Annotated in this window: 22 protein-coding genes; 16 read left to right on the top strand and 6 right to left on the bottom strand. The window is 56.4% G+C overall.

The annotated features are described in order from the left end of the window. Complete coding sequence (gene uvrA / locus LNA76_RS16015; protein ID WP_094198121.1) at positions 1 to 2,964, bottom strand: excinuclease ABC subunit UvrA; 2,964 nt, start codon at positions 2,962 to 2,964, stop codon at positions 1 to 3. A gap of 111 nt (positions 2,965 to 3,075) precedes the next feature. Between uvrA and LNA76_RS16010 the strand changes: the two genes are divergently transcribed. Together LNA76_RS16010 and ssb are read left to right on the top strand one after the other, a co-directional pair. Next, the gene (locus LNA76_RS16010) at positions 3,076 to 4,287 is read left to right on the top strand and encodes an MFS transporter (RefSeq protein WP_094198120.1); all 1,212 of its coding nucleotides are present in this window, start codon (positions 3,076 to 3,078) and stop codon (positions 4,285 to 4,287) included. A gap of 259 nt (positions 4,288 to 4,546) precedes the next feature. Then, complete coding sequence (gene ssb, locus LNA76_RS16005) at positions 4,547 to 5,071, top strand: single-stranded DNA-binding protein (RefSeq protein WP_123050572.1); 525 nt, start codon at positions 4,547 to 4,549, stop codon at positions 5,069 to 5,071. 127 nt (positions 5,072 to 5,198) lie between these two features. Here ssb and LNA76_RS16000 read toward each other — a convergent pair whose 3' ends face one another. Together LNA76_RS16000 and LNA76_RS15995 are read right to left on the bottom strand one after the other, a co-directional pair. Then, entirely contained in the window at positions 5,199 to 6,425 is a 1,227-nt protein-coding gene (locus LNA76_RS16000) for an MFS transporter (RefSeq protein WP_203226722.1), read from the bottom strand. After that, positions 6,409 to 6,942, bottom strand: a complete 534-nt coding sequence (locus tag LNA76_RS15995; RefSeq protein ID WP_125277226.1) for a Chromate resistance protein ChrB — start codon at positions 6,940 to 6,942, stop codon at positions 6,409 to 6,411. Before LNA76_RS15995 ends, LNA76_RS16000 begins: the two co-directional genes overlap by 17 nt. 556 nt (positions 6,943 to 7,498) lie before the next feature. On the opposite strand from LNA76_RS15995, the gene LNA76_RS15990 reads away from it, so the two are divergent. From LNA76_RS15990 to LNA76_RS15980, 3 genes are all read left to right on the top strand, one after another. Further along, positions 7,499 to 8,047, top strand: a complete 549-nt coding sequence (locus tag LNA76_RS15990; protein WP_094198116.1) for a ferritin-like domain-containing protein — start codon at positions 7,499 to 7,501, stop codon at positions 8,045 to 8,047. A gap of 183 nt (positions 8,048 to 8,230) precedes the next feature. Further along, positions 8,231 to 9,466, top strand: a complete 1,236-nt coding sequence (locus LNA76_RS15985; protein WP_230019447.1) for a multidrug effflux MFS transporter — start codon at positions 8,231 to 8,233, stop codon at positions 9,464 to 9,466. A gap of 64 nt (positions 9,467 to 9,530) precedes the next feature. Next, the gene (locus tag LNA76_RS15980) at positions 9,531 to 10,121 is read left to right on the top strand and encodes a TetR/AcrR family transcriptional regulator (RefSeq protein ID WP_230019446.1); all 591 of its coding nucleotides are present in this window, start codon (positions 9,531 to 9,533) and stop codon (positions 10,119 to 10,121) included. On the opposite strand, the gene LNA76_RS15975 is transcribed toward LNA76_RS15980, so the two are convergent. Together LNA76_RS15975 and LNA76_RS15970 are read right to left on the bottom strand one after the other, a co-directional pair. After that, positions 10,122 to 10,829, bottom strand: coding sequence for a GntR family transcriptional regulator (locus LNA76_RS15975; RefSeq protein ID WP_230019445.1), 708 nt, complete (start codon positions 10,827 to 10,829; stop codon positions 10,122 to 10,124). A 95-nt stretch (positions 10,830 to 10,924) separates the two neighbouring features. Continuing rightward, a complete protein-coding gene (locus LNA76_RS15970; RefSeq protein WP_230019444.1) occupies positions 10,925 to 11,665 on the bottom strand; it encodes a TSUP family transporter in 741 nt (246 codons plus the stop codon). A 170-nt stretch (positions 11,666 to 11,835) separates the two neighbouring features. Here LNA76_RS15970 and LNA76_RS15965 point away from each other — a divergent pair, with 170 nt between their 5' ends. The 6 genes from LNA76_RS15965 to LNA76_RS15940 all read left to right on the top strand — a co-directional run bounded on the left by LNA76_RS15965 (position 11,836) and on the right by LNA76_RS15940 (position 18,776). Further along, complete coding sequence (locus LNA76_RS15965) at positions 11,836 to 13,353, top strand: hypothetical protein (RefSeq protein ID WP_094198112.1); 1,518 nt, start codon at positions 11,836 to 11,838, stop codon at positions 13,351 to 13,353. 5 nt (positions 13,354 to 13,358) lie between these two features. Continuing rightward, a complete protein-coding gene (locus tag LNA76_RS15960) occupies positions 13,359 to 14,831 on the top strand; it encodes a gamma-glutamyltransferase family protein (RefSeq protein WP_230019443.1) in 1,473 nt (490 codons plus the stop codon). A gap of 123 nt (positions 14,832 to 14,954) precedes the next feature. Continuing rightward, positions 14,955 to 15,689 (top strand): TenA family transcriptional regulator, encoded by a 735-nt coding sequence (locus LNA76_RS15955; protein ID WP_094198110.1) that lies wholly within the window; start codon positions 14,955 to 14,957, stop codon positions 15,687 to 15,689. A gap of 60 nt (positions 15,690 to 15,749) precedes the next feature. After that, the gene (locus LNA76_RS15950; RefSeq protein WP_230019442.1) at positions 15,750 to 17,210 is read left to right on the top strand and encodes an aldehyde dehydrogenase family protein; all 1,461 of its coding nucleotides are present in this window, start codon (positions 15,750 to 15,752) and stop codon (positions 17,208 to 17,210) included. Positions 17,211 to 17,241: 31 nt separating this feature from the next. Continuing rightward, the gene (locus LNA76_RS15945; RefSeq protein ID WP_094198108.1) at positions 17,242 to 17,721 is read left to right on the top strand and encodes a GlcG/HbpS family heme-binding protein; all 480 of its coding nucleotides are present in this window, start codon (positions 17,242 to 17,244) and stop codon (positions 17,719 to 17,721) included. A gap of 20 nt (positions 17,722 to 17,741) precedes the next feature. Next, positions 17,742 to 18,776, top strand: a complete 1,035-nt coding sequence (locus LNA76_RS15940) for a 2Fe-2S iron-sulfur cluster-binding protein (RefSeq protein ID WP_108728340.1) — start codon at positions 17,742 to 17,744, stop codon at positions 18,774 to 18,776. On the opposite strand, the gene LNA76_RS15935 is transcribed toward LNA76_RS15940, so the two are convergent. Beyond that, positions 18,773 to 18,964 carry a hypothetical protein gene (locus tag LNA76_RS15935; protein ID WP_094198106.1) on the bottom strand — a complete coding sequence of 64 codons (192 nt, stop codon included), beginning with the start codon at positions 18,962 to 18,964 and terminating at the stop codon, positions 18,773 to 18,775. The genes LNA76_RS15940 and LNA76_RS15935 overlap by 4 nt on opposite strands. A 202-nt stretch (positions 18,965 to 19,166) precedes the next feature. Here LNA76_RS15935 and LNA76_RS15930 point away from each other — a divergent pair, with 202 nt between their 5' ends. From LNA76_RS15930 to LNA76_RS15910, 5 genes are read left to right on the top strand one after another with little or no spacing between them, the layout of a single operon-like run. Continuing rightward, complete coding sequence (locus LNA76_RS15930; RefSeq protein WP_094198105.1) at positions 19,167 to 19,475, top strand: 2Fe-2S iron-sulfur cluster-binding protein; 309 nt, start codon at positions 19,167 to 19,169, stop codon at positions 19,473 to 19,475. Then, on the top strand, positions 19,475 to 19,819 hold the full coding sequence (locus LNA76_RS15925) for a ferredoxin (RefSeq protein WP_230019441.1): 345 nt from the start codon (positions 19,475 to 19,477) through the stop codon (positions 19,817 to 19,819). Before LNA76_RS15930 ends, LNA76_RS15925 begins: the two co-directional genes overlap by 1 nt. 11 nt (positions 19,820 to 19,830) lie before the next feature. Beyond that, positions 19,831 to 20,109: a 2Fe-2S iron-sulfur cluster-binding protein gene (locus LNA76_RS15920; RefSeq protein WP_009457378.1), complete on the top strand. Its 279-nt coding sequence runs from the start codon at positions 19,831 to 19,833 to the stop codon at positions 20,107 to 20,109. Positions 20,110 to 20,121: 12 nt separating this feature from the next. Continuing rightward, on the top strand, positions 20,122 to 21,069 hold the full coding sequence (locus tag LNA76_RS15915) for an ornithine cyclodeaminase family protein (RefSeq protein ID WP_230019440.1): 948 nt from the start codon (positions 20,122 to 20,124) through the stop codon (positions 21,067 to 21,069). 39 nt (positions 21,070 to 21,108) lie between these two features. After that, positions 21,109 to 21,459, top strand: a complete 351-nt coding sequence (locus tag LNA76_RS15910) for a DUF2294 domain-containing protein (RefSeq protein ID WP_121740200.1) — start codon at positions 21,109 to 21,111, stop codon at positions 21,457 to 21,459. The last annotated feature ends 110 nt before the right edge of the window (positions 21,460 to 21,569 follow it).

The following is a 21,569-nucleotide window of genomic DNA, read 5'->3' as shown; positions in this document are numbered from 1 at the left end:
TTAACGCTGAAGCAAAGGCTTCAAATAACGCCCGGTATGGCTTTGCTCGCAAGCAGCAACAGTCTCCGGGGGGCCTTGCACCACAATTTGCCCACCGCCATGGCCGCCTTCTGGCCCCATGTCCACAATCCAGTCTGCGGTCTTGATCACATCCAGATTGTGTTCAATCACGACCACGCTATTGCCGGACTCAACCAGCTTGTCCAAAACTGCCAGCAAGACAGCAATGTCCTGAAAGTGCAGGCCAGTTGTAGGTTCGTCCAGCACATACAAGGTCTGGCCGGTGCTGCGTTTGGACAGTTCCAGTGACAGTTTTACCCGCTGCGCTTCACCACCAGACAGGGTGGTCGCGCTTTGACCCAGGCGGATGTAGGACAGACCCACATCGATCAAGGTGGTCAGTTTGCGTGCAACCGCAGGGACTGCATCAAAGTATTCCAGTGCCTGCTCAACCGTCAGGTCCAGCACTTCGCTGATATTGCGGCCCCGGTAGCGAATATCCAGCGTCTCGCGGTTGTAGCGACGGCCCTGGCACACATCACAAGGTACATAAACGTCAGGCAGAAAATGCATCTCTACCTTGACTACGCCATCGCCCTGGCAGGCCTCGCAGCGGCCGCCTTTGACGTTAAAGGAGAAGCGGCCTGGGTCGTAGCCACGCAACCGTGCCTCGGGCACGCTGGCGAACAGTTCACGAATGGCGGTGAACATGCCTGTGTACGTGGCCGGGTTACTGCGCGGGGTGCGACCAATTGGGCTTTGGTCGACGTTGATGATTTTGTCGAAGTGCTCCAGCCCTTCCATGCGCTCGTAGGGCGCGGGTTCGGCATGGGCACGGTGCAGCAAATGTGAGAAGGCGGTTGCCAGTGTGTCGTTGATCAGTGTGGACTTGCCCGAACCGGACACGCCTGTAATACAGACCAGTCGTCCGGCCGGAATTGCCAAATCAACGGACTTCAGGTTATTGCCGCTGGCACCGTACAGGCGCAGCCAGTTCAGGCTGTCGTCAACGGGACGTCGTTTGGGAACGGCAATCTGGCGCTTGCCGGACAGGTACTGGCCGGTTAGAGACTTGGCGTTCTGGGCCAGCTCTGCGGGTGTGCCTTGGGCGGTGATTTGCCCGCCATGTTCGCCCGCGCCGGGGCCCATGTCGATGACATAGTCGGCGGTGCGTATCATGTCCTCGTCGTGCTCGACCACGATCACGCTATTACCCAGGTCCCGCAGGTGCTGCAGGGTCTGGATCAGTTTGTCGTTATCGCGCTGGTGCAGGCCAATGGAAGGCTCGTCCAGCACATACATTACGCCGGTCAGACCGGAGCCGATCTGGCTGGCCAGACGAATACGCTGCGCCTCGCCACCGGAAATGGTGTCGGCGCTGCGGTCCAGAGACAGATAGTTCAGACCCACATTGTTCAGAAATTCCAGCCGCAGGCGGATTTCACGCACGATGCGGTCGGCAATCTCTTTTTTCGCGCCTGTTAACGACAGACGCTCGAACCAGGCCAGGCAGTCAGACAAGGCCAGGGCTTCGACTTCATAAATGGCCAGACCCTTGGCTTGTCCTTGAGTTGTAGAGTTGGTTTGTACGCACTGTACGGCATTGTCAGACAGCGTGTCGACAATGATGGCTGCTGGGTTGGCAGACACGGTGCCTGCATGATGCTGGCACCCCGCATGGCTGGGAATGGGATCATCCCCAATACGGACGTGACGCGCTTCCAGACGCAGACGTGCGCCATGGCAGGCCGGGCATGTCTGGGTGCGACGCAGCTTGTTTAGCTCCTCGCGTACGGCGCTGGAATCGGTTTCCGCCCAGCGACGTTGCAGATTTGGAATGACCCCTTCAAATGGGTGTGTTTTTACCGTGGTGCGTCCTTTCTCATTCAAATAGAGAAAGGGGATTTCTTCCGCGCCAGAGCCATACAGCACGGTGCGGCGCAGTTCTTCGGGCAGGGACTCGAAGGGGGCCTCGATATCAAAGTGATAATGGGCCGCCAGACTGGTCAGCAAGGTATAGGTAAAGGCATTGCGTCGATCCCAGCCTGCAATGGCACCGCCTGCCAGACTCAGCTCTGGAAAGGCCACTACCCGTTCAGGGTCAAATACATCCACTTGTCCCAGGCCGCTACAGTCTGGGCAGGCACCTGCCGGGTTATTGAAGCTGAACAGGCGCGGCTCCAGCTCGGGCAGGGAGTAGTCACAGACCGGGCAGGCGTAGTGGCTGGAATAGGGTTGCTCCAAACCGGTATCCAGATTGACCACCAGACAGCGGCCATTGCTGGTGGACAAAGCCGTCTCCAGGCTCTCGGCAAGACGCTGCTGGCTATCCGGTTTGATACGTAGCCGGTCTATGACCAGATCCAGATCATGGGCCTGCTCGGCATTGAGCGCGGGCAGGTCTTCAATGCTGGAGATCTCGCCATCGACGCGCACCCGTACAAAGCCCTGGGCTTGCAGACCGCGCAGCTCCCGCTGCAGATCGCCCACCAGGGCGCGGTACATGGGAGCCAGGACGGCAATGCGGGATTCAGGCTCCCATTGCAGAATCTGGTCTACCATCTGGCTCACGCTATGGGCCTGCAAGGCCAAGTGGTGTTCCGGGCAGTAAGGAGTTCCGACGCGCGCGTACAATAGGCGCAAATAATCGTGGATTTCGGTAGTGGTTCCCACGGTGGAGCGCGGGTTATGACCTGCTGCCTTTTGCTCGATGGCAATGGCAGGCGACAAACCTTCGATCAAGTCCACATCTGGCTTGTCCATCAGTTGCAAAAACTGACGTGCATAAGCGGACAGGCTTTCCACATAGCGCCGCTGGCCTTCGGCATATAAGGTGTCGAAGGCAAGAGACGACTTCCCAGAACCGGACAGCCCTGTCAGCACGACCAATTGGTGGCGTGGCAGGTCTACGGAGACGTTTTTCAGGTTGTGGGTACGGGCACCACGAATGCGGATGGCTTCCATCGCTTTATTTAGGCTTGTCAAAAGGCAACTTGCTACTATAGCGCGTTGCGTCAGAATTTATGTGAACGGGTATCCGGGCTCTCTGCTAGCCCAGTTGTGACAGAGTATTAAATGAGTACACACCAAACCATGAATACGGCCGGATCGCGCCCAGAGCGCTTGAGTCTGACTCAGCAAGAGCGCAAAGCCAGCATCTTGCTGGCTTTGCTGTTTGCCTGTCGAATGCTGGGTCTGTTTTTACTGACTCCGGTTTTTGCGGTTGCCGCCCATTCCCTGCCCGGCGGTAACGATGCCGCGCGAGTCGGTCTTGCATTGGGTGCCTATGGTCTGACCCAGGCTGTTTTGCAGATTCCCTTGGGGATGGCATCAGACCGTTTTGGGCGTAGGCCGATTATTGTCATCGGCATGGCCTTGTTCGTGGTCGGCGGGGTGATCTCGGCGCTGGCACAGAATATTGACTGGGTGACGGTAGGTCGCTGTATTCAAGGTCTGGGGGCGGTGTCGGCAGCCATTTCCGCCTGGGTAGCCGACTCCACTCGCCCCGAAGTACGTACACGCGCCATGGCCATGGTGGGCGGGTCTATTGGCCTGTCCTTTGCCGTCTCGCTGGTGCTCTCGCCGGTGTTGGTAGGGCAATTTGGCCTGTCGGGACTGTTCTGGGCCATCAGCTTGCTGGGCTTTGTCTGTTTGTTGATTGCTGCTTTTGTGGTGCCCAGTGCGCCTAAAGCGCCAGCCTCGATTGTGCAGGTCACGGCCGGACAGGTTCTGCGTCACCTGGACTTATTGCGACTGAACTTTGGCGTGTTCTGTCTGCACTTTATCCTGATGTCCCTGTTCATTGTGGTGCCGGGCATTCTGGCTACCTTGGGCGGCTATAGCACTCAGGATTTGTGGAAGGTGTACTTGCCCGTTATCTTGGTGTCTTTTGTGCTGATGGTGCCTGCGGTGTTCTGGACAGAGACCCGCAAACGCCACAAACACGCGTTGGAACTGGCCGTTTTGCTGTTGATTGTGGTGCTGGCCGTCATGCCTTGGGCGCGTGACTCGCTGGTTCCCATGGTGGCAGCGCTGACTTTTTTCTTTATTGGCTTTAACGTGCTGGAAGCTTTGCAGCCTTCGTTGGTGTCGCGCGTCGCGCCGCCAGAATATAAAGGTTTGGCGCTGGGTTTTTACAACACCTCCCAGTCCCTGGGCGTGTTTGCCGGCGGCCTGATCGGGGGCGTGCTGGCTGGGCGAGGGCTCACCCAATGGGTGTTGTGGACCGGCGCTGCGTTGGCTGTGCTGTGGTTGCTGACCGCGCGTGGTTTCAAAGATAAATATTAGAAGGTATTGCCTGTTACGCTTGTGCAAAGACGTGGCAGGCAGCAGCAAGTAAAGTGGCCGGATTGGCCTCAAGAATCAAGAGCTGGGCGTAACAGGTGACTTTGCCGGGTGCTTAGCCATATACGCCGTTCAAGGTGCCGTAACGGGATCGTTTGCGTGGACAAAACGGCCCTTCCTGGAGTGGGGAGGGAGTGTTAATTAAGGCACGAATCCACGATAATACGGCTTGATATAGAATTTTTGACTACAGGATTTTTTCATGGCATCGGTAAATAAAGTCATTCTGGTGGGCAATCTTGGCCGCGACCCAGAAGTACGCTACAGCGCAGAAGGCTCGGCCATCTGCAATATTTCCATTGCCACGACTTCGCAGTGGAAAGACCGTACCTCTGGCGAGCGCCGCGAGGAAACCGAATGGCACCGTGTGGTGTTCTATAACCGTCTGGCTGAAATCGCGGGCGAATACCTGCGCAAAGGCCGCCCCGTCTACGTAGAAGGTCGTTTGCGCACCCGTAAATGGACGGGCCAGGACGGTCAGGAGCGTTTCACCACGGAAATTATCGCCGAGCAAATGCAAATGCTCGGTGGCCGCGACGGTGGTGGTGAGATGGGTGGTGGCAGTATGGGCGGTGGTGAATACGGTGGTGGCGGTGGTGGTGCACCGGCACCGCAACGTGCTCAGCGTCCAGCGCCTCAACAACAGCAGCAGCAACAACAGGCTCCACGTAATACCGCTCCTATGTCGGACAATCTGGCCGATATGGATGACGATATTCCGTTCTAAGACCTACTAAGCCAAAGTTCAAAGGCCCTTGCCAGTACCGTGCTGGCAGGGGTTTTTTTGTGGGGTTTCGACACAAGTACATTGGCTGCCAATAATGGCCTGTCGCTTGAGGGACTCAGGCCGTGGCTTAGAACGCTCCTTGGGTTGAGTGTCGTAGGGTGAGCAAACCTACCCCAGTCAAAATTGCAAAAAGTGCACCAGCGGCAAAGGTGCCTTGGAAGCCAATAGTGTCCCAGAGCACACCGGCAATAACACTGGCCAGCAGCAAGGCGATGCCGGTTAGCAGATGGAACAGGCCAAAGGCGGTGCCACGCAGTTCGGCGGGGGCGCTGTCGGCAATCAGGACGCTGAACAGGCCTTGGGTAAAGCCCATATGCAGGCCCCACAAAGCAACGCCCAGACCCAAACCCAGCAAGCCGGGGACAAAGGCCAGGAGCAGGTCGGCTGCAATCAGCAGGGTCACTCCGATCAGGAGCAGGTCGGTTTTACGCATGCGATCCGACAGCACACCTGCAGGGTAGGCAGACAGGGAAAAGGCCACTCCCATGACAACCAGGACGGCTGGAGCCCACATGGGTGGTAAGCCGCTGGCCTCTGCGCGCAAGAGAAGGAAGGCTTCGCTGAAACGGGCCAATGTAAAGGCCAGACCAATGGCGACAATCGACCAGTAGCGGGAACCCAAACGGCTCAGGTCTTCCCGATTCAGGGGTAGTTTGCGGGGGCGGGTGTTGGCGGGTAAGGTGGGCTCGCGCACAAAGAGCACCAGAACGGCGATCGAAGCAAAGGCAGGCAGCACGGCAACCCAGAAGATCAACTGGTAATTATTGGCTGTCCACCACATCAGCCCGATGGCCAGCAGGGGGCCGACAAAGGCGCCAACGGTATCGAGCGTTTGCCGCAAACCGTAGGCCGCCCCACGCGATTCGGGGCCAGTGACATCGGCGATCAGGGCGTCACGGGGGGCACCGCGTATGCCTTTGCCGATGCGGTCTACAAAGCGGGCGCCGACCAGCCAGTCCAGTGAGTTTGCCAGGGGAAAAATGGGTTTGGTCAGGGCTGCCAGCCCATAGCCAATGACGGCCAGCAGTTTACGCTTTCCAAAACGGTCGCTGACCGCGCCGGAAAACACTTTCATGATGGAGGCGGTGGCCTCGGCAATGCCTTCGATAACGCCTACTGCCAGTACCGAGGTACCCAGGACGGTAACCATGTAAATGGGCAGCAGAGCGTGGATCAGTTCTGAGGAAATGTCCATGAACATGGATACAAAGCCCAATGCCCAGACGCTGCGGTGAATGCTGGCCCTGGAGGGGGCGGCGGCCGGTGTCGGTGCAGGATCAGCAGTTTTCTTCATGAGCGTCATAGACCATCTGGGCATACGCATCCAGCCGTGCCTGACACGCTTGCAGACGCTCTTGGGCAAGCGGTGCCAGGGGGGCGCCATAAAAATCCAGCTTCCGGATTTTCTCGTACCAGTTTTCCAGTTTCTTAAGGTCAGTTTCTTCTTCGTCCAGTTCGGCATAGGTGAATTTCTGAATCGAAATTTCCTTGTCGATCTCGGCCTCGAAGTCTTTGCACCGGCCCAGCAGCTCCTGATACTGATCGTTGCGCTCGTCCGTGAAACGGGCGATGACCTTGTTTTCCTGGGCCTTGTCCAGTGCAATGGTTTCCAGCAAGACGCATTCGCCTTGCATGGTGGCGATGTCGTTTTCCAGCACCTTTAGGCGGCGTACATGCTCGTCGGTTTTGGGCAGCACGCACACCCCGTTTTGCAGATACACCGCGCCCAGGCTTTTCAAACGTCGCCATAGTGCCAGGCGTTTGGCACTAGGCTCAGAGGGGACTTTATAGGTCAGAAGTAGCCATCTCATTGATGTCATAACAATCAAGAAGTAGTAACGACCGTTTCATATTAATCGATGTTGTCGTTTTTTTATGAAAGGAGGCGATAAATAAAAAACATATCAATACTGGCTTGAGACAGGCCGTTGATAGCGTCGAACCTGTATCCAAGTGTTTGAGCTTGTATCTCTGCTTGAGAAGGGCGATAGCCGTTTTTATTGGGGAAAACCAGTAGCAAATTTCGTGCTTAGCCCGCATGGATGGTGATTTTGAGCGGCTTTCATACGGCCTGATTTTCAGTTTTTTATTGCTCAAAGACCTAGTTTCCTGCAACTGGAGGCGGCTGTTTTGCGCTTTCCAAGCCAAGGGGCAATCGCTACCATGAAAGGCACCTATTCACTTTGTTCAGTTTCTTGCGCGACCGGTTTGGATCACCAGCAGCGTGCAGACTTCAAGCCCAGGTTTAGGTAAAGCGCTTGTCCTTAGGGCAAGCACTTGTTGGTTATGGAGTCCGTGTGTTCGTTTCCGGTTGTTGCACGATACAGTGCCGCGCTTTTGCGGTGGGAATCAATACGGAGGAATGCAATGAGTAAGCACAAAGCTGATAAACCCAGCCAAGGTCCTATCGATGTTGCTGCTATCCGCGCAGCTGCCAAGAAGTTTGTGGACGATGGTGCGGTGGCATCCGGCTACAAGGGCAATCGTGAAGAGATCATCCAAATGCTCAATGAGGCTCTGGCCACTGAGCTAGTCTGTGTGATGCGCTACAAGCGCCACTACTTTACTGCCACCGGTTTGAACAACGAGCCTATCAAAGCCGAGTTTCTGGAGCATGCCCAGCAAGAGGCCGAGCATGCCGACCGCATTGCCGAACGTATTGTGCAGTTGAACGGCGAGCCGGATTTCAATCCCAAAAACCTGGCCCAACGCAGCCATGCGGAATATGACGATAGCGGCGACATCAAATCCATGATCCGCGCCAACCTGATTGCCGAGCGTATTGCCATCGAGTCCTATCGCCAAATGATTGAACGCATTGGTGACACCGACCCGACCACTCGCCAGATGCTGGTCGAGATCATGGCCGTGGAAGAAGAGCACGCTGATGACATGGGTGATTTGCTGGACATTTAAGTTTTAGCTGCTCAGGCGCTCAGGAACCCCGGTATTTACCGGGGTTTTTTTTCGCCCACATCCTGAAAAAGAGTACAGTAACGACTTTCCTACCTATCGGTAGGTAGTTTGGTTTGAAATTGCTATGGACAGGGGTGTCAGTGTGTTTGGGTTTTTGTTTTTCCGTGCGACAGAGAGTGCAACATGAGTGATTTGTCACGTACCAGGAGCCTGGCTTGGTCCTTGATCTTGTTGCTGGCCATGTTGACGGCATTGGATGCGATGGCAATCGATATGTATTTGCCGGGTATGCCTGCCATTGCGCAGGAGCTGGGAGTTTCCTCGGGCCGGATTCAGCAAACGCTGTCTATCTTTCTGGCGGGCCTGGCTTTGGGGCAAGGTATTTATGGCCCTTTGCTGGACCGTTTCGGGCGCCGAGTTCCCTTGCTGCTGGGCGTTGTCATCTTTGTGATTGGTTCGATTCTTGGTGCTTTGGCCACATCGGTTGAGGCTTTGCTCCTTGCGCGTTTTATTCAGGCCTTGGGTGCGGCAGCAGGGCTCGTCACACCGCGCGCGATTGTGGCGGATTTGTGCGATATGAAAGAGTCGGCACGCATCTTTTCGTTATTGATGCAGGTGATGATGATCGCACCGATTGTGGCTCCTATTTGGGGCGCGTATTTATTGCGCCATGCAGATTGGCGGGCCATTTTTTGGATGTTGGCTTTTTTAGGGACGATGGGTTTGTTGTGGGGGCTCAAGACCATCCCGGACTCCTTGCCCGTGACGCAGCGTGTTCCTTTGAATCCCGGTCATATTGTTCGCGCCTATGGACGCGAGCTGGGCAATAAGCCATTCATGGCGTATACCGGTTCCGGTGGTTTTGCACTGGCTGCCTTATTTGTGTATATCAGTGGCTCGGCTTTTGTGTTCACGCAGCATTTTGCTTTGTCGCCCGCTGTGTTCAGTTATGTGTTTGCCGGTAATTCGGTGGCGTTGGTCCTGGGTGGGGTCGTCAGCAATTACGTGTTGAAGGCCGGGATGCCTACTTCTCGGGTGCTGGCCTTAGGGCTGATTGTCCATACGGCTTCGGCCTGGCTCTTGTATGTGGCGGTGCAAGCAGACGTGGCGGGCCTGATCCTGTATGCCGCCTTGATCGCCATGTCGGTCGGTTCTTTAGGAATGGTTTTTGGTAACGTGACGGCCTTGACCATGAACGTGGCTGGCCCTCAGGCTGGTACCGCTGCGGCCTTGATGGGTATGTTCCATTATCTGATTTCGGCGGTGGTGGGCTACATCGTCAGTCTGGCGGTGCCTGGGCCGCACGTTGTGCCTTTGGCGATTGGTGGCTGCGGTCTGCTGTCGATTCTGTTGTATGTTCTGGCCGGCCGTTGCCGCACGGTAACAAGATCGGTCGGGGAGCTGGGGACTGTAAAATAAGCGTTTGCGGCGGGCCGTGACGGTGGCCTTGATGATGAGTCTTTGACTGAGAGCGTGTTGGACTGTGAGCAAAACCACGACTGAAAAACTGCAGGATGCCGCGTTGGCACGCTTTGCTATTCAGGGCTTTGATGCCACCACCATGAACGAGATTGCCGCGGATGTGGGCATTAAAAAGCCCTCTGTCTATGCCCATTTTCGCAACAAGGATGAGCTGTTTCTGAGCCTGATTCCAAAGATTGTGGATGATGAGCTGAACCATGCACGTCAGGTTCTGCAAGGGGGCGATGAGATCAAGCAGCAGTTGCGGGCCTATCTGGAAGGGATACAGGAGCGCTTTGAGCAATCGCATCAAGTACGTTTTTGGATTCGTACCTTATTTGCCCCGCCTGTGCATTTGTACGATGTGGTGATGGAACCCATGCACGTGTTCATGGAGGACCTGGAAAGCATCATCCATCAGGCCCTGGAGCTGTCTGCCCTGGCCAAGTCCGAGACGGGTTTACGTGTGGATACCTTGGCCATGACTTACATGGCCTTGATCGACAGCCTGCAAAGCGAGTTGTTGTTTGGTGGCGCACACAAGTACCAACGGCGCCTGGCATCGGTTTGGATGGTCTTTGAGACCGCGTTAAGAGCGGGCCGCTCTGCTTGATCAGGTTTTCTCGCCGTTTTGGGCATCCTGATAGGCCTTGGCCGCATTGTGTACGTGCTGGGTCGCCAGCAGGTTGGCCAGATCGCTGTTACCGGCCACAACCGCGTTCAGGATTTGGGCGTGATCTTCCCAGTTCTGGCGGATGCGCTGCAGATTGCTGGGCGCAAAGAGCAGCGCGGTGCGATCACGTAAGGAGCGCATCAGCTCGGTCAGTACGATATTGCCCGACATGGTGGCCAGGGTTTCATGAAATTGCCGGTTCAGGGATTTGAGCAATTCCAGATTGCCGGCATCCATGGCTTCATGGCCCTGACTCAGAATGGTTTGCAGTTTTTTAATATTGACCGGGTCCTGGCGTTGAGCGGCCAACTTGGCATTAAGCCCCTCAAGCGTGGCGCGCACTTCAGCCATGTTATAGGCAATCTCGGCCGACAATATGGCTACGGAGGCCCCCCGTCGTGGTTCGATAGTGACCAGGCCTTCGGAGGCCAGCTCGCGCAGGGCTTCCCGTACAGGAATACGTGAGACCCCCAGCTCGCTCGCCAGTTTGCCCTCCACCAGGCGGTCGCCAGGATGGAATTCACCGCTCAGAATACGTTCACGCAATTGGTCGCGTATTACCGCAAACAATGAGGCATGCTGATCACCCAAGCGGCGGTTATCCGCATCGACAAGGGAATTGGGAAGGTTGAAACTGGGGATATTCATGGTACGACCTGTGCAATCGGGCAAAAGGGCCAGACACGATTATACGGTGTAGGCGCACTTTTCTGAATATGGTATACAGTTTGGGGGCTAAGTATTCAGTGCCACAGTGTGCGTGCAATCAAGACCAGGGCGCTGATGGAACAAATACCCAATAGCAGCCTGCGCATTAATGGCAGGCTGACTTGATGGCGTAATTGTCCTGATAGAGCAAAACCCAGCAACATGAATGGGTAGAGCACAATGCTGAGCATGGCTTGTTGCAAGGAGAACAGGCCAACCAGCATCAGCAATACCAAAGACAGGCTCGCGCCTAGAAAGAGAATAAGGCCGAGTGACGCGCGTAGCTGTGCCGGCGCCAGATTCTGCATGGCAATTGCCAGGGCAGGGGCGCCGACCGAGGTTAGCGTGCCCATGATCCCCGATGCAATACCCGCCAGAATCATGTTGCGTGTGGAGGGTAGTATTCGCAGGCCCCAGGCGCTGAGAGCGACTGCGCCCAAGATGGCAAATGCAAAACCCAGGTTGACGGCGGCTATCGGTAGTTGCGTCATACCCAAGACAGCGATAAGCGAGCCCGCGGCCCGCCCGCCCAGCGCGCAGACCACGACATTAGGCACGATATGTTGACGTTCTCGCAGGGCCGCCAGTAAAGAGACGCTACCGCCCAAGGCCAACAGCGGCCCTGGTACTAGCTGTGGGAAGATCAGGGCGGCAATGGGCGCCACCAGCATGGCAAATCCAATCCCTCTCACTCCTTGTAAAAACGCGGCCAAAACCACCAGGCAGGCCATCAGCAGCCAGGACAGCGGGTCCACGAGGTCAATTAAAGCCGCCATAAACATCCTTTTATTTGTATAAGGTATTCAATCTAAGTGTTTCAAGCATGAAATTCTTAGAGTTTTCCCCAGTTTTTGATAGTTTTTTCTGATTTTGATCATTAATTGAAGATAGTATACCGTTTCAGGAATACTAAATATTCAGAAAAAAGAGAAGGAAAGGGGGATACATGCAAAGCGACGTGGTGCTCGGTGCGGCGCACTGGGCTTATTTGATTAGCGTCCTGGTGATCATCATTACGATGATTTTCCGGGCCAACGTAGTGGTGCCATCCGTCATCGGGACCTTGGCGGTAGTCACGGCCATAACGGGCAGCCCTATTCAGGGCTTAATCAGTATTTTTTCGGCCAGCTTCGTGGCGGCTCAGGAACTGTTCAACATCTTCCTGGTAATCACCTTCATGACAGCGTTGCTCAATTCCTTAAAGCGCCTGGAAGCCGATGTGAAGATGGTGGCCCCCTTTCGCAAGGTCATGGTCAATAGTGCCTCGTCCTTTTTGATGATTGCTGCAGCGACCTATTTTATTTCCCTGTTCTTCTGGCCCACGCCTGCAGTGCCTCTGGTGTCGGCCATTTTGCTGCCGGCGGCTATTGCGGCTGGTTTGCCACCATTGGTCGGTGCGATGGCGATCGCCATCTGTGGGCAGGGCATGGCGTTATCGTCGGACTACATCATTGGGGTTGCTCCGGGCATCAGCGCCAAGGCAGCCGGTGTCGGTGCTGATGTTGCCGTGCTGGCTGACCGCGCGCTGGTGTTGTCCTGGATTACGGGGGGTGTCGCGCTGACCTTGGCGTTCTTGTTGATGCGTCGCCATTTCAAGCCGGCAGACAGCCGTTTGCTGGACGCCTGGATGCGTCAGGCACCGGACAGCACGTTGGATGACGTGGAATCCCAAGGGACGTATGACAAGGCAGAGATGGCCCGTGGGACGGCGGGTAATGAACACACGGTGCACTCCGGCTTAAGTGCCAAGGAAGAACGTTATTCGCGCATTCTGGCCTGGATCACACCACTGGCGTTCCTGGCGGTGATTGGCATCATGCTGCTGCCCCGCTTTATCCCGTCCTTACCCGTTCTGCGTGGTGGAGATGCTGCCGGTTTGGTGGGGGGCGTCGCCTTTGTGTTGATGATGATTGCCACCTGTATGGCAGAAGGTCCACGGCGCATGCTGGACACCTGTCCGGATCATATGACCGATGGTTTTGTCTTCGCGTTTCGTGCCATGGGCTCGGTGTTGCCAATCGCTGGTTTCTTCTTCCTGGGCGCCAGTGAAGCGACCTCTGCCATTTTAGGCATTCCACTGGCACAAACACCTAGCCTCTTGTTCGAGTTGATTTCAGCCGGTCAGCATCTGATTCCGGACAATCATTTTCTGGTGGCGTTTGGTGTCCTGTTGGTGGGGATGATCTCGGGTATTGATGGGTCGGGCTTCTCGGGTCTGCCTCTGACGGGCACCCTGGCCTCGGCGTTGAGCCCTGTGTCGGGTCTGGACATCGAAACCTTGGCAGCGGTAGGACAGATCGGTGCGATCTGGACCGGTGGTGGCACCTTGATCGCCTGGTCGTCCCTGATTGCGGTGGCAGGTTTTGCTCGGGTGCATGTGCTCGATCTGGTGCGGGCCTTGACGGTACCGGTACTGACCGGGATGGCGATTTCGACAATCTGTGCCGTACTGGTGTTTGGATGATCGGTATGGGAACGACAGCCTATAGCGCAGGTGAAAAACAGGGTTTGGGGAAACAGTGGGCCGTGGCTGCCGGACACCCCTTGGCGGTTCGGGCCGCGCAGGCCATGCTGGAACTCAAGGGTAGTGCGGTGGATGCGGCCATTGCGGCTGATGCCGTCATGGGCGTCGTTGAACCGATGGCAACGGGGATAGGCGGCGACTTGCTGGCGATGGTTGCACCGCCGGACAGTAAGCCAGTGGCTTATAACGGTAGCGGAGCGGCGCCTTTGCTGTTGAAGGCAGAGCAGGTTCAGGCCTTGCCTGGGGGACGGATTCCCGAGCGCCATGTGCTGTCCATTACCACGCCCGGCCTGGTGCGAGGGTGGTGGGATATGCATCAGCGCTATGGCCGTCTGGATTGGGCCCGCTTGCTTCAGCCCGCCATCCAGGCAGCACAGGAAGGTTTTGCGGTGGCGTCGGTGGCGGCGCGTGAATGGCAAATCTTTGATTTTGTACTGCATCGCGATCCCGAGTGTGCCGCTCTTTATAGGGCGGGTAAGCCGCCCAAGGCAGGAGAACAGTACCTGAACCCGGAGCTGGCGGCTGTCTTGCAGGATATCGCTACGCAAGGACCCGATGCCTTCTATCTGGGGCGCCCCGCATGGCAGGCTGAACAGGCAATGGAACGGGTACAGGGGCTGTTGCGGGCGGAGGACTTTCGTCGGCATAAAGGATTTTTCTGTGAACCGGTCAGCGCATCGCTGGGGGAGTTCAGTCTGTATGAGTGTCCGCCCAACACACATGGGGTGGCCGTGCTGGACGCGGTCCAAAGCGCCTGGCACCGACCCTTGGATGATGATGAGGCGGAGTTGGCATTGATCCAGGCGACCGAAGGGGCAATGAGTCAAGCTGCTCAGGTCGTGTGTGATCCGGCAGGCAATACGGTTTGCACGGTTGTGGTTGACGAGGACGGATTGGCCGTCACGTTCATGTCCAGTATTTTCAAACGGTTTGGCTCCGGTTTCGCCGTGCCTGGCTGTGGGTTTGTGCTGCAAAACCGAGGCTTTGGCTTCTCCGAGCCTGGGCATGTGAATGGCCCCGGTCCGGGAAAACGTCCGTATCACACGGTTGTCCCGTCTCTGGCCTTGAAGACGGGCCAGTTCCATATGGGGCTGGGTGTGGTGGGCGGTTTGATGCAACCCCAGGGCCAGATACAGATATGGACCCGTGTCTTGCGCGATGGCTGGCCTTTGGAGCGAGCCTTGTTCGCACCGCGCTGGCGTCTGGAGGGGGCTGGGCGTCTGGCTCTGGAAGACGGCTTTGATGCGAGCCGTACGGCCTTCCTGCGTGAACACGGGTATGGGGCGCCCGACAAGGGAGTCGGCGAACTGGCAGGCCGTAGCGATTTTGGCGGTGCACAAGCGGTGGAGCGCTTGGCGGATGGCCGCCTGAAAGCCGTATCGGACCCGCGCAAAGATGGCTGCGTGGCGTTGGTTTGATAAACAGGCAGGGTTATTCCCTACTTTCTAAAATAGTAGACGGTATACAATATACTTAAATAGTCCAAACCTCATATTTCGTCGGCTGCTGTCAGGGCGACGTCTTTCAACAAGGAAACAGTCATGGAAAAACTGCTGAATCGCGATGAATTTCGCACCGCACTGGAAACCGCCATTAAAGGGAAAAGTGCCAATACTTCCCCTTTCAGTATTGCCTGGGCCAGCGGCAAGCTAAGCCGTGAGCATCTGGCTCGCTGGGCTGAAAACCACTATCACTATGTCGGCCCTTTTGCCGATTACCTGGGTTATCTGTATGCCCGCACTCCCGCTGAATACGTGGAAGCCAAAGACTTCTTGCTGGCCAATATGTACGAAGAGGAAATTGGCGGTGACCGCCACACAGATCTGCTGATCCGCTTTGGCGAAGCTTGCGGCACGACACGGGCACGTATTGAAGACCCCGACAACATGAATGCCACCACCCGCGCCTTGCAGGCCTGGTGTTATGCCATTGCCATGCGTGAAGACCCCGTCGTCGCCGTGGCGGGACTGGTGGTGGGCCTGGAGTCCCAAGTGCCATCCATTTACCGCAAGCAGACCCCAACCTTGCGCGAAAAATACGGCTTCACGGACGAAGAAGTGGAGTTTTTCGACCTGCACATTGTGTCGGACGAAATCCACGGCGAGCGTGGTTACCAGATCGTGCTTGAGCATGCGAACACGGTGGAACTGCAGCAGCGTTGCTTGCGTATCTGCGAAATTGGTGCCGAGATGCGTCTACTGTATACCACTTCCCTGTACAACGATTACGTCAAAGACGAGATCAGCTTGCAGGATCTGCAATTGGAAGCAGCGTAAGTCGGCCAGCCGGGCGGGCAGATAGGCTGCCCGCCGATTTAGAAACAAGGAAGTACAGCGGTGGACAATCTCAAGGACGTCGTTTTCGACAATTACATTAATGGGCAGTGGCAGCCCAGCCAGAGTGGGCGCACGAAGCCCAATTTGAGTCCGGCCGATCGGGACGATGTCGTGGGGGCTTTCCCTCTGTCCACGGCTGAGGACGCACAGGCAGCCGTTGCTGCTGCTCAGGCTGCTTTTGCAGGATGGCGAGCAACACCGATTTCCACCCGGGCCCGTGTGCTGAATGCGGCGGCGGCCTGGCTGGATGCCAATGTTGATCGTATCGCTCAGGGTCTGACGCGAGAAGAGGGCAAAACGCTGGCGCAAAGCAAGATGGAAGTAGGGCGCTCGGCCCAGACCCTGCGTTTTTATGCGGTTGAAGGCCAAACCTATACCGGCGAGACCTTTCCGCAGGATGATGCGCAGCAACTGGTGTATACCCAGCGCGAACCCTTGGGTGTGGTGTCCGTAATTGCGCCCTGGAATTTCCCCATCTCCATCCCGGCACGCAAAATTGCGCCTGCCTTGATTACGGGTAATACCGTCGTTTTCAAACCTTCGTCGGAGACGCCGTTGACGGGTTATTACCTGTGCGAAGCCTTTGCACAAGCAGGGGTTCCGGCCGGTGTACTGAACCTGGTACATGGCAGGGCCAGTGAAGTGGGGCCCACGCTGGTGCAATCCCCTCAGGTACGTGCCATTTCGTTTACCGGCTCGACCCAGGCGGGTGAAGATATTTGTCGTCAAGCCCGCATGAGCACTCGCACCCAGATGGAGTTGGGTGGCAAGAACCCCCTGATTGTCATGGAAGACGCCGACCTGGATCTGGCCGTCAAGCTGGTGGTTCAAGGTGGGTTTTCCTTAAGTGGCCAGGCCTGCACGGGCACCAGCCGTGTGCTGGTGCATCGTCAGGTCAAAGAGGAGTTCACCCGGCGCTTGGTAGAGAAAGTCAGCGCCTTGACCGTGGGTAATGGTTTGAATGGCAACCCCGACCTGGGCCCCATTGCCACCGAAAGCCAACTGGCAAGCATTCTGGACTATGTGGCCATCGGCAAGCAGGAGGCCACCCATTTACTGGGCGGCGAGCGTTTGACCGAAGGCGACTATGCACGTGGCTTGTTCATGCGCCCGGCTTTGTTTACAGACGTGACCCAGCAGATGCGTATTGCCCGCGAAGAAATCTTTGGTCCGGTGATTGCCTTGCTGGAAATTGATTCCTACGAGCAGGCGCTGACCATGGCCAATGACACTGAATATGGCTTGTCGGCCGCCATTGTGACGCGCAGTGCCGACTATGCGCATCGCTTTGCCAATGACATTGAGGCCGGGACGGTCAAGATCAATCGCACAACAACCGGCAACTTGATCAATGCCCCTTTTGGTGGACTGAAACAGTCCAGCACATCCACTTTCCGCGAGTCGGGTCGGGCTGGTCTGGAGTTCTACACCCAGATCAAGACCGTGTATCGCGGCATCTGAATTTTATTAACCGGAAATACTGGGAAGACTTATGAAAAAAATCCTACGTCTCGAACAGCGCGAAGCGCGCTTGATGGTGGACGCGGCGATTGCCAAATCCAAAGAGATTGGCGTGCTGGAGACTGTTTGCGTGGTTGACGAAGGGGGCTATCCCATCGTGATGGAGCGCATGGATGGGGCACGTATCACTGGCGCACAAATTGCCTGGAACAAGGCGTTTACCGCTGCCGGCCACAAGCGCTCCACCCATTTGTTCACGCAAGCGCCCAATGGTCCGGCACTGCCTGGTAACGAGGCCTTCGGGATTCAGCTCAGCTTTGAGGGACGCTTTGCGGCCTTTGTGGGCGGCTACCCCATTGTGGTCAATGGGGAAGTAATCGGTGGTATTGGCCTGAGCGGCGGTAACGGCGAGCAGGACACGGCAGCCGGTGTGGCCGGCTTGCAGGCCTTGGCCGAGGCCTTGAAGGCAGAGGGTCTGGACGTGCTGGTTCAGGCGGACATCAAGAAATAGTGGCATCAGGAGGACGGGTCATGGCCCATCGTGTCGACATCAAGGAAACCGGCGAGCAGTTCTGGGTAGAGCCGCAAGAGACCCTCTTGCAGGCCGCTCAGCGGCAAGGCGTGCGCATTTATAGCGACTGTGAGTTTGGCGGTTGCGGTACCTGCCGCATTCAGGTTACCCGAGGGAAGGTTTGTTACGAGGACGACTGCCTGCCCATGAGTATTGCCGATGAGGAGCACGAGCAGGGCCATGCCGCCGCCTGTCAGGCTCGACTGGATGCGGATATTGAAATCAGTCTGGCCGCCCATCGTGATGAGCTGCCTGACACGCAGCAGGTCAGGGCGCAGGTGCATAGCGTGGAGCGGGCGTGCCAAGGAATCTGGCGCTTGACCTTGCAGTTACCCCAGGACGTACACGTGCAGTTCCGTCCTGGTCAGTATCTGAACATCTTGTTCGAGGACGGGCGTGCGCGCAGTTTTTCCATGGCCAATGCCGATGCGGCCCATGGGCGTATTGAACTGCATGTACGGGAAGTGGAAGGCGGCCGTTTTACCCAAGTGTGTTTGCCCGGCCTGAAGGCTGGAGACGAGCTGCTGCTGGAGATGCCTTTGGGGGTGTTCTATTGGCGCGAGCGCGACTGGCGACCCATGGTCATGGTGGCAACCGGTACGGGTATTGCACCGATCAAGGCGATTCTGGAGTCCTTGCTGGACAAGGACGACTGCCCACCTGTGAGCCTGTACTGGGGCATGAACCGACCCGAGGATTTGTATCTGGCCAAGGAGATCGAATCCTGGGCAGACCGCTTGTGCGAATTCCGTTTCGTGCCTGTGCTCTCGCATGCCGACGAGAGCTGGCAAGGCGCTCGGGGCTATGTGCAACAACAGGTATGCCAGGATGAACCTGACCTGTCTGAGCATGCCATTTACTTGTGTGGCTCACCCGTGATGATTGAGCAGGCCCGTGGCTTGTTCAAGGAGCATGGTGCCAATGAGCAGTTCATGTATGCCGATGCGTTCAACTTTCAGTCCGATAGCCGCTCGGCAGAGCCTTCTCTTGCTTAGGCGCTGTGTGGGAGCTGATCTTGGGCGACTTCGGGTTCGCGCTTTTTTCGGCTGCCAAACAGTTCAGTGAGTGAGGGCAGATTGATGAGCGGAATACGACGGCGTAGATGCTTGCGCTGAGCCAGATGTGGCAGCAACTGCTCGCCGACGGGACGCTGCAAGTAGCGAAGTTCGACGGGGGTTTTCATGGCAATCTCGTTTAGGGGTTGAATTGAATTAAGTATACCGCAATAGGGGTTTCTACTCAAATAGGCAGGAAACTGTATCTAAAACTAAAGAAATCTGTTGTGGGAAAAGTGCAATTTTTAACTTGGTATACCGTTCTTGTTTTTTTTCAGGCGGTCAGGGCTCGCAATCCGGTCGCATCATTGGCAGCAAGCAGGAGGTCTTATGCCAACCATTACTTTTCATAAAAACGGCCAGACACATGTGGGCGAGGTGCAGGAGAACACCAATTTGGTGGTCCGGGCAGGGATCAAGCAGTTTCCTTTTCCTTATCTGACCTATGGCTGTGGGATGGGCAAGTGCGCCAAATGTGCGTGTCGGGTGCTGGAGGGGGCTGAGCATCTGCCAGCGGCCAACTGGAAAGAGAAAAAGCAATTAGGCGAGCGGCTGGATCAGGGCTGGCGGCTGGCGTGCCAGTTGTGGATTAACCAGGACATCGTTCTGGAGCAGGCAGAGATACAGGAGGTGCAGTGATGTATGTGGTGCTAACGAGCAAGCCAGGCGAATACCGTACGGAGCCGGGTGTGGGCGTGGAAATGGTGGCGGCGTATGAATACCATTTTCAGGGTCGTTTCAAAGCGGTGTTTGCCATTGCGCGTATCCAGGACGGGTCGCGGGTTCGCATTGTGGAAGAGACGCCAAATGGCACGGTCAATGACATTCCTACTCGGCAAATGGAAAAATTTGCCACAGCCGAGCAGGCTTATGAAGAACTGGCCGGATTGACGCACTTTGGCAGCCTACAGGCCGAGTTGCGCCAATGTGAGCTTACGGGTCACAAAACAGGGACGCAGCCCCTGGTAAAGCAGCAATCCTGAGGTAGCAGAATATGGTTCAGATTACATTTGCGTCGAATAATGATTTGGTGGTGTCTGCCGCCGAGAACAGCAATTTGCTGCGGGTTTCGATTCGCGAGCGAGGCGGCATCCCGTTCAAGTGCGGGGGCGGTATCTGCGGTACCTGCAAGTGCCGAATTACGGAAGGGCTGAGCAATACGGATGAGGTCAAGGCCAAGGAACATAAACACTTGTCCGAGCAGGATCTGGCAGAGGGTTTTCGTATGGCGTGCCAGACTTTTGTGCGCGGTGACGTGACGGTGAGCTGGTAAAAGGAGCCGCCCATGCTGCATTTGACCGATAAGCAATTACACACACTGCTGGATGCGCCTGCGGTACAGCAGGTGCTGGAGCAGGCTTTTCTTGAGTTTGGACAGGGGCAGGCGGCGCAGCAACGTCGTGTGCGCACGCAGGTGGGCGATACGCGCTTATCTACCTTGGGGGCGGTTATCTCAGGCCAGCAAGTCGCTGGGGCCAAAATTTATACGACCGTACACGGCAGGTTCAACTTTGTGATTGTGCTGTTTGATGCGCGCAGTGGACAAACCTTGGCAACGCTGGATGCCGGTGCGATTACGCAGTGGCGTACTGCCGCGTGCTCGGTGCTGGCCGCACAGCGGGGGGCAAACCCCCAATCTCGAACCTTGGGAGTGCTGGGGCTCGGGGCTCAGGGCACCGCGCATGTCCAGCAGTTTTGCCAGGCTTTTGATTTGCGCCGTGTGCTGGTCTGGAGCCCGAATGTGGATCAGGAGCGTTGCCGCAAGCTGGAGCTGGACTGTGGCGTACCGGTACGTGCAGCACGCCCTGATGAGATCGCGGTTCAGGCAGATATTCTGGTTACCGCCAGTCGCAGCCGTGAGCCCTTGTTTGATGGGCGTACGCTCAAACCAGGTTGCTTTGTCGCGGCTGTTGGTTCTAGTCTGCCCACGGCGCGGGAGCTGGATGATGTTTGCTTGCAGCGAGCAGGCAAGATCATTGTGGAGTGGGGGGAGCAGACGCTTGCTGAGGCCGGGGATCTGATTCTGGCTGCAGCCGATTGCGGCATTCAGGGCAAGGTATCCGAGTTAAGCGATTGGTTGCAATTGGAGCGTGGACAAGGTTACGACGCACAGGGTATTTGCGTGTATAAATCAGTGGGTGTGGCGATTGAAGATATTGCTGTTGCTGGTTTGGCGTATCGCCGTTATCAGCATGGCAAGATGGCGCAGGAGGCGGTCGCTGAACACGAGTAAACGACAATAATTCAAATAGGTTGGGGGTAGGCAATGGTGATGGCAGGCTTTTCTTCTATGGGCGAATTCAAGCAGGCGCTGACCCGGGACTACAACCGCATTAACAGCAGTATTTTTGCCTCAGGTGTGGTGACGCTAAAGATTGATGTGCTCGAGGACAGGATCAGCATGCTGGCCGTTCACAAACGCCAGCCTGCCCTGCAGACGCTGAGCCGTGAAAATGCGCATATTGCCGATCTGGCCGATCTGTACCTGATCAAGGCTTTCAAAAAGGAGATGAAGCAGGTTTTGGTGGAAGAGTATGGCTTGGATGTCGTCGCCATTTTCAAGGATTACGACGCGACAGCGCAGTTGTCTTCCACCATGGTGTTGTTGCAAAAAGGAGTGTGAACGCAGTGGCGCCGGTGCAAACCGCTGCCCTGAGTTCCGAATCGATAAAAAGAAGCTGACTGGTAGACAGTCTTGTTGTCCTTCCGTCCAGAGTGGATTGCCCGGTGTGC

This window comes from Alcaligenes sp. MMA, assembly GCF_020907215.1.
Lineage (GTDB): Bacteria > Pseudomonadota > Gammaproteobacteria > Burkholderiales > Burkholderiaceae_B > Alcaligenes > Alcaligenes aquatilis.
Note: the sequence above shows the minus strand (reverse complement) of the source record. Positions and strands in the feature narration are given on the sequence as shown.

Bases quoted from the DNA above. Each gene is read 5' to 3' on its own strand.
- uvrA (WP_094198121.1), bottom strand. From the start codon at position 2,964: ATGGAAGCCATCCGCATTCGTGGTGCCCGTACCCACAACCTGAAAAAC.
- LNA76_RS16010 (WP_094198120.1), top strand. From the start codon at position 3,076: ATGAGTACACACCAAACCATGAATACGGCCGGATCGCGCCCAGAGCGC.
- ssb (WP_123050572.1), top strand. From the start codon at position 4,547: ATGGCATCGGTAAATAAAGTCATTCTGGTGGGCAATCTTGGCCGCGAC.
- LNA76_RS16000 (WP_203226722.1), bottom strand. From the start codon at position 6,425: ATGAAGAAAACTGCTGATCCTGCACCGACACCGGCCGCCGCCCCCTCC.
- LNA76_RS15995 (WP_125277226.1), bottom strand. From the start codon at position 6,942: ATGAGATGGCTACTTCTGACCTATAAAGTCCCCTCTGAGCCTAGTGCC.
- LNA76_RS15990 (WP_094198116.1), top strand. From the start codon at position 7,499: ATGAGTAAGCACAAAGCTGATAAACCCAGCCAAGGTCCTATCGATGTT.
- LNA76_RS15985 (WP_230019447.1), top strand. From the start codon at position 8,231: ATGAGTGATTTGTCACGTACCAGGAGCCTGGCTTGGTCCTTGATCTTG.
- LNA76_RS15975 (WP_230019445.1), bottom strand. From the start codon at position 10,829: ATGAATATCCCCAGTTTCAACCTTCCCAATTCCCTTGTCGATGCGGAT.
- LNA76_RS15970 (WP_230019444.1), bottom strand. From the start codon at position 11,665: ATGGCGGCTTTAATTGACCTCGTGGACCCGCTGTCCTGGCTGCTGATG.
- LNA76_RS15965 (WP_094198112.1), top strand. From the start codon at position 11,836: ATGCAAAGCGACGTGGTGCTCGGTGCGGCGCACTGGGCTTATTTGATT.
- LNA76_RS15960 (WP_230019443.1), top strand. From the start codon at position 13,359: ATGGGAACGACAGCCTATAGCGCAGGTGAAAAACAGGGTTTGGGGAAA.
- LNA76_RS15955 (WP_094198110.1), top strand. From the start codon at position 14,955: ATGGAAAAACTGCTGAATCGCGATGAATTTCGCACCGCACTGGAAACC.
- LNA76_RS15945 (WP_094198108.1), top strand. From the start codon at position 17,242: ATGAAAAAAATCCTACGTCTCGAACAGCGCGAAGCGCGCTTGATGGTG.
- LNA76_RS15940 (WP_108728340.1), top strand. From the start codon at position 17,742: ATGGCCCATCGTGTCGACATCAAGGAAACCGGCGAGCAGTTCTGGGTA.
- LNA76_RS15935 (WP_094198106.1), bottom strand. From the start codon at position 18,964: ATGAAAACCCCCGTCGAACTTCGCTACTTGCAGCGTCCCGTCGGCGAG.
- LNA76_RS15930 (WP_094198105.1), top strand. From the start codon at position 19,167: ATGCCAACCATTACTTTTCATAAAAACGGCCAGACACATGTGGGCGAG.
- LNA76_RS15925 (WP_230019441.1), top strand. From the start codon at position 19,475: ATGTATGTGGTGCTAACGAGCAAGCCAGGCGAATACCGTACGGAGCCG.
- LNA76_RS15920 (WP_009457378.1), top strand. From the start codon at position 19,831: ATGGTTCAGATTACATTTGCGTCGAATAATGATTTGGTGGTGTCTGCC.
- LNA76_RS15915 (WP_230019440.1), top strand. From the start codon at position 20,122: ATGCTGCATTTGACCGATAAGCAATTACACACACTGCTGGATGCGCCT.
- LNA76_RS15910 (WP_121740200.1), top strand. From the start codon at position 21,109: ATGGCAGGCTTTTCTTCTATGGGCGAATTCAAGCAGGCGCTGACCCGG.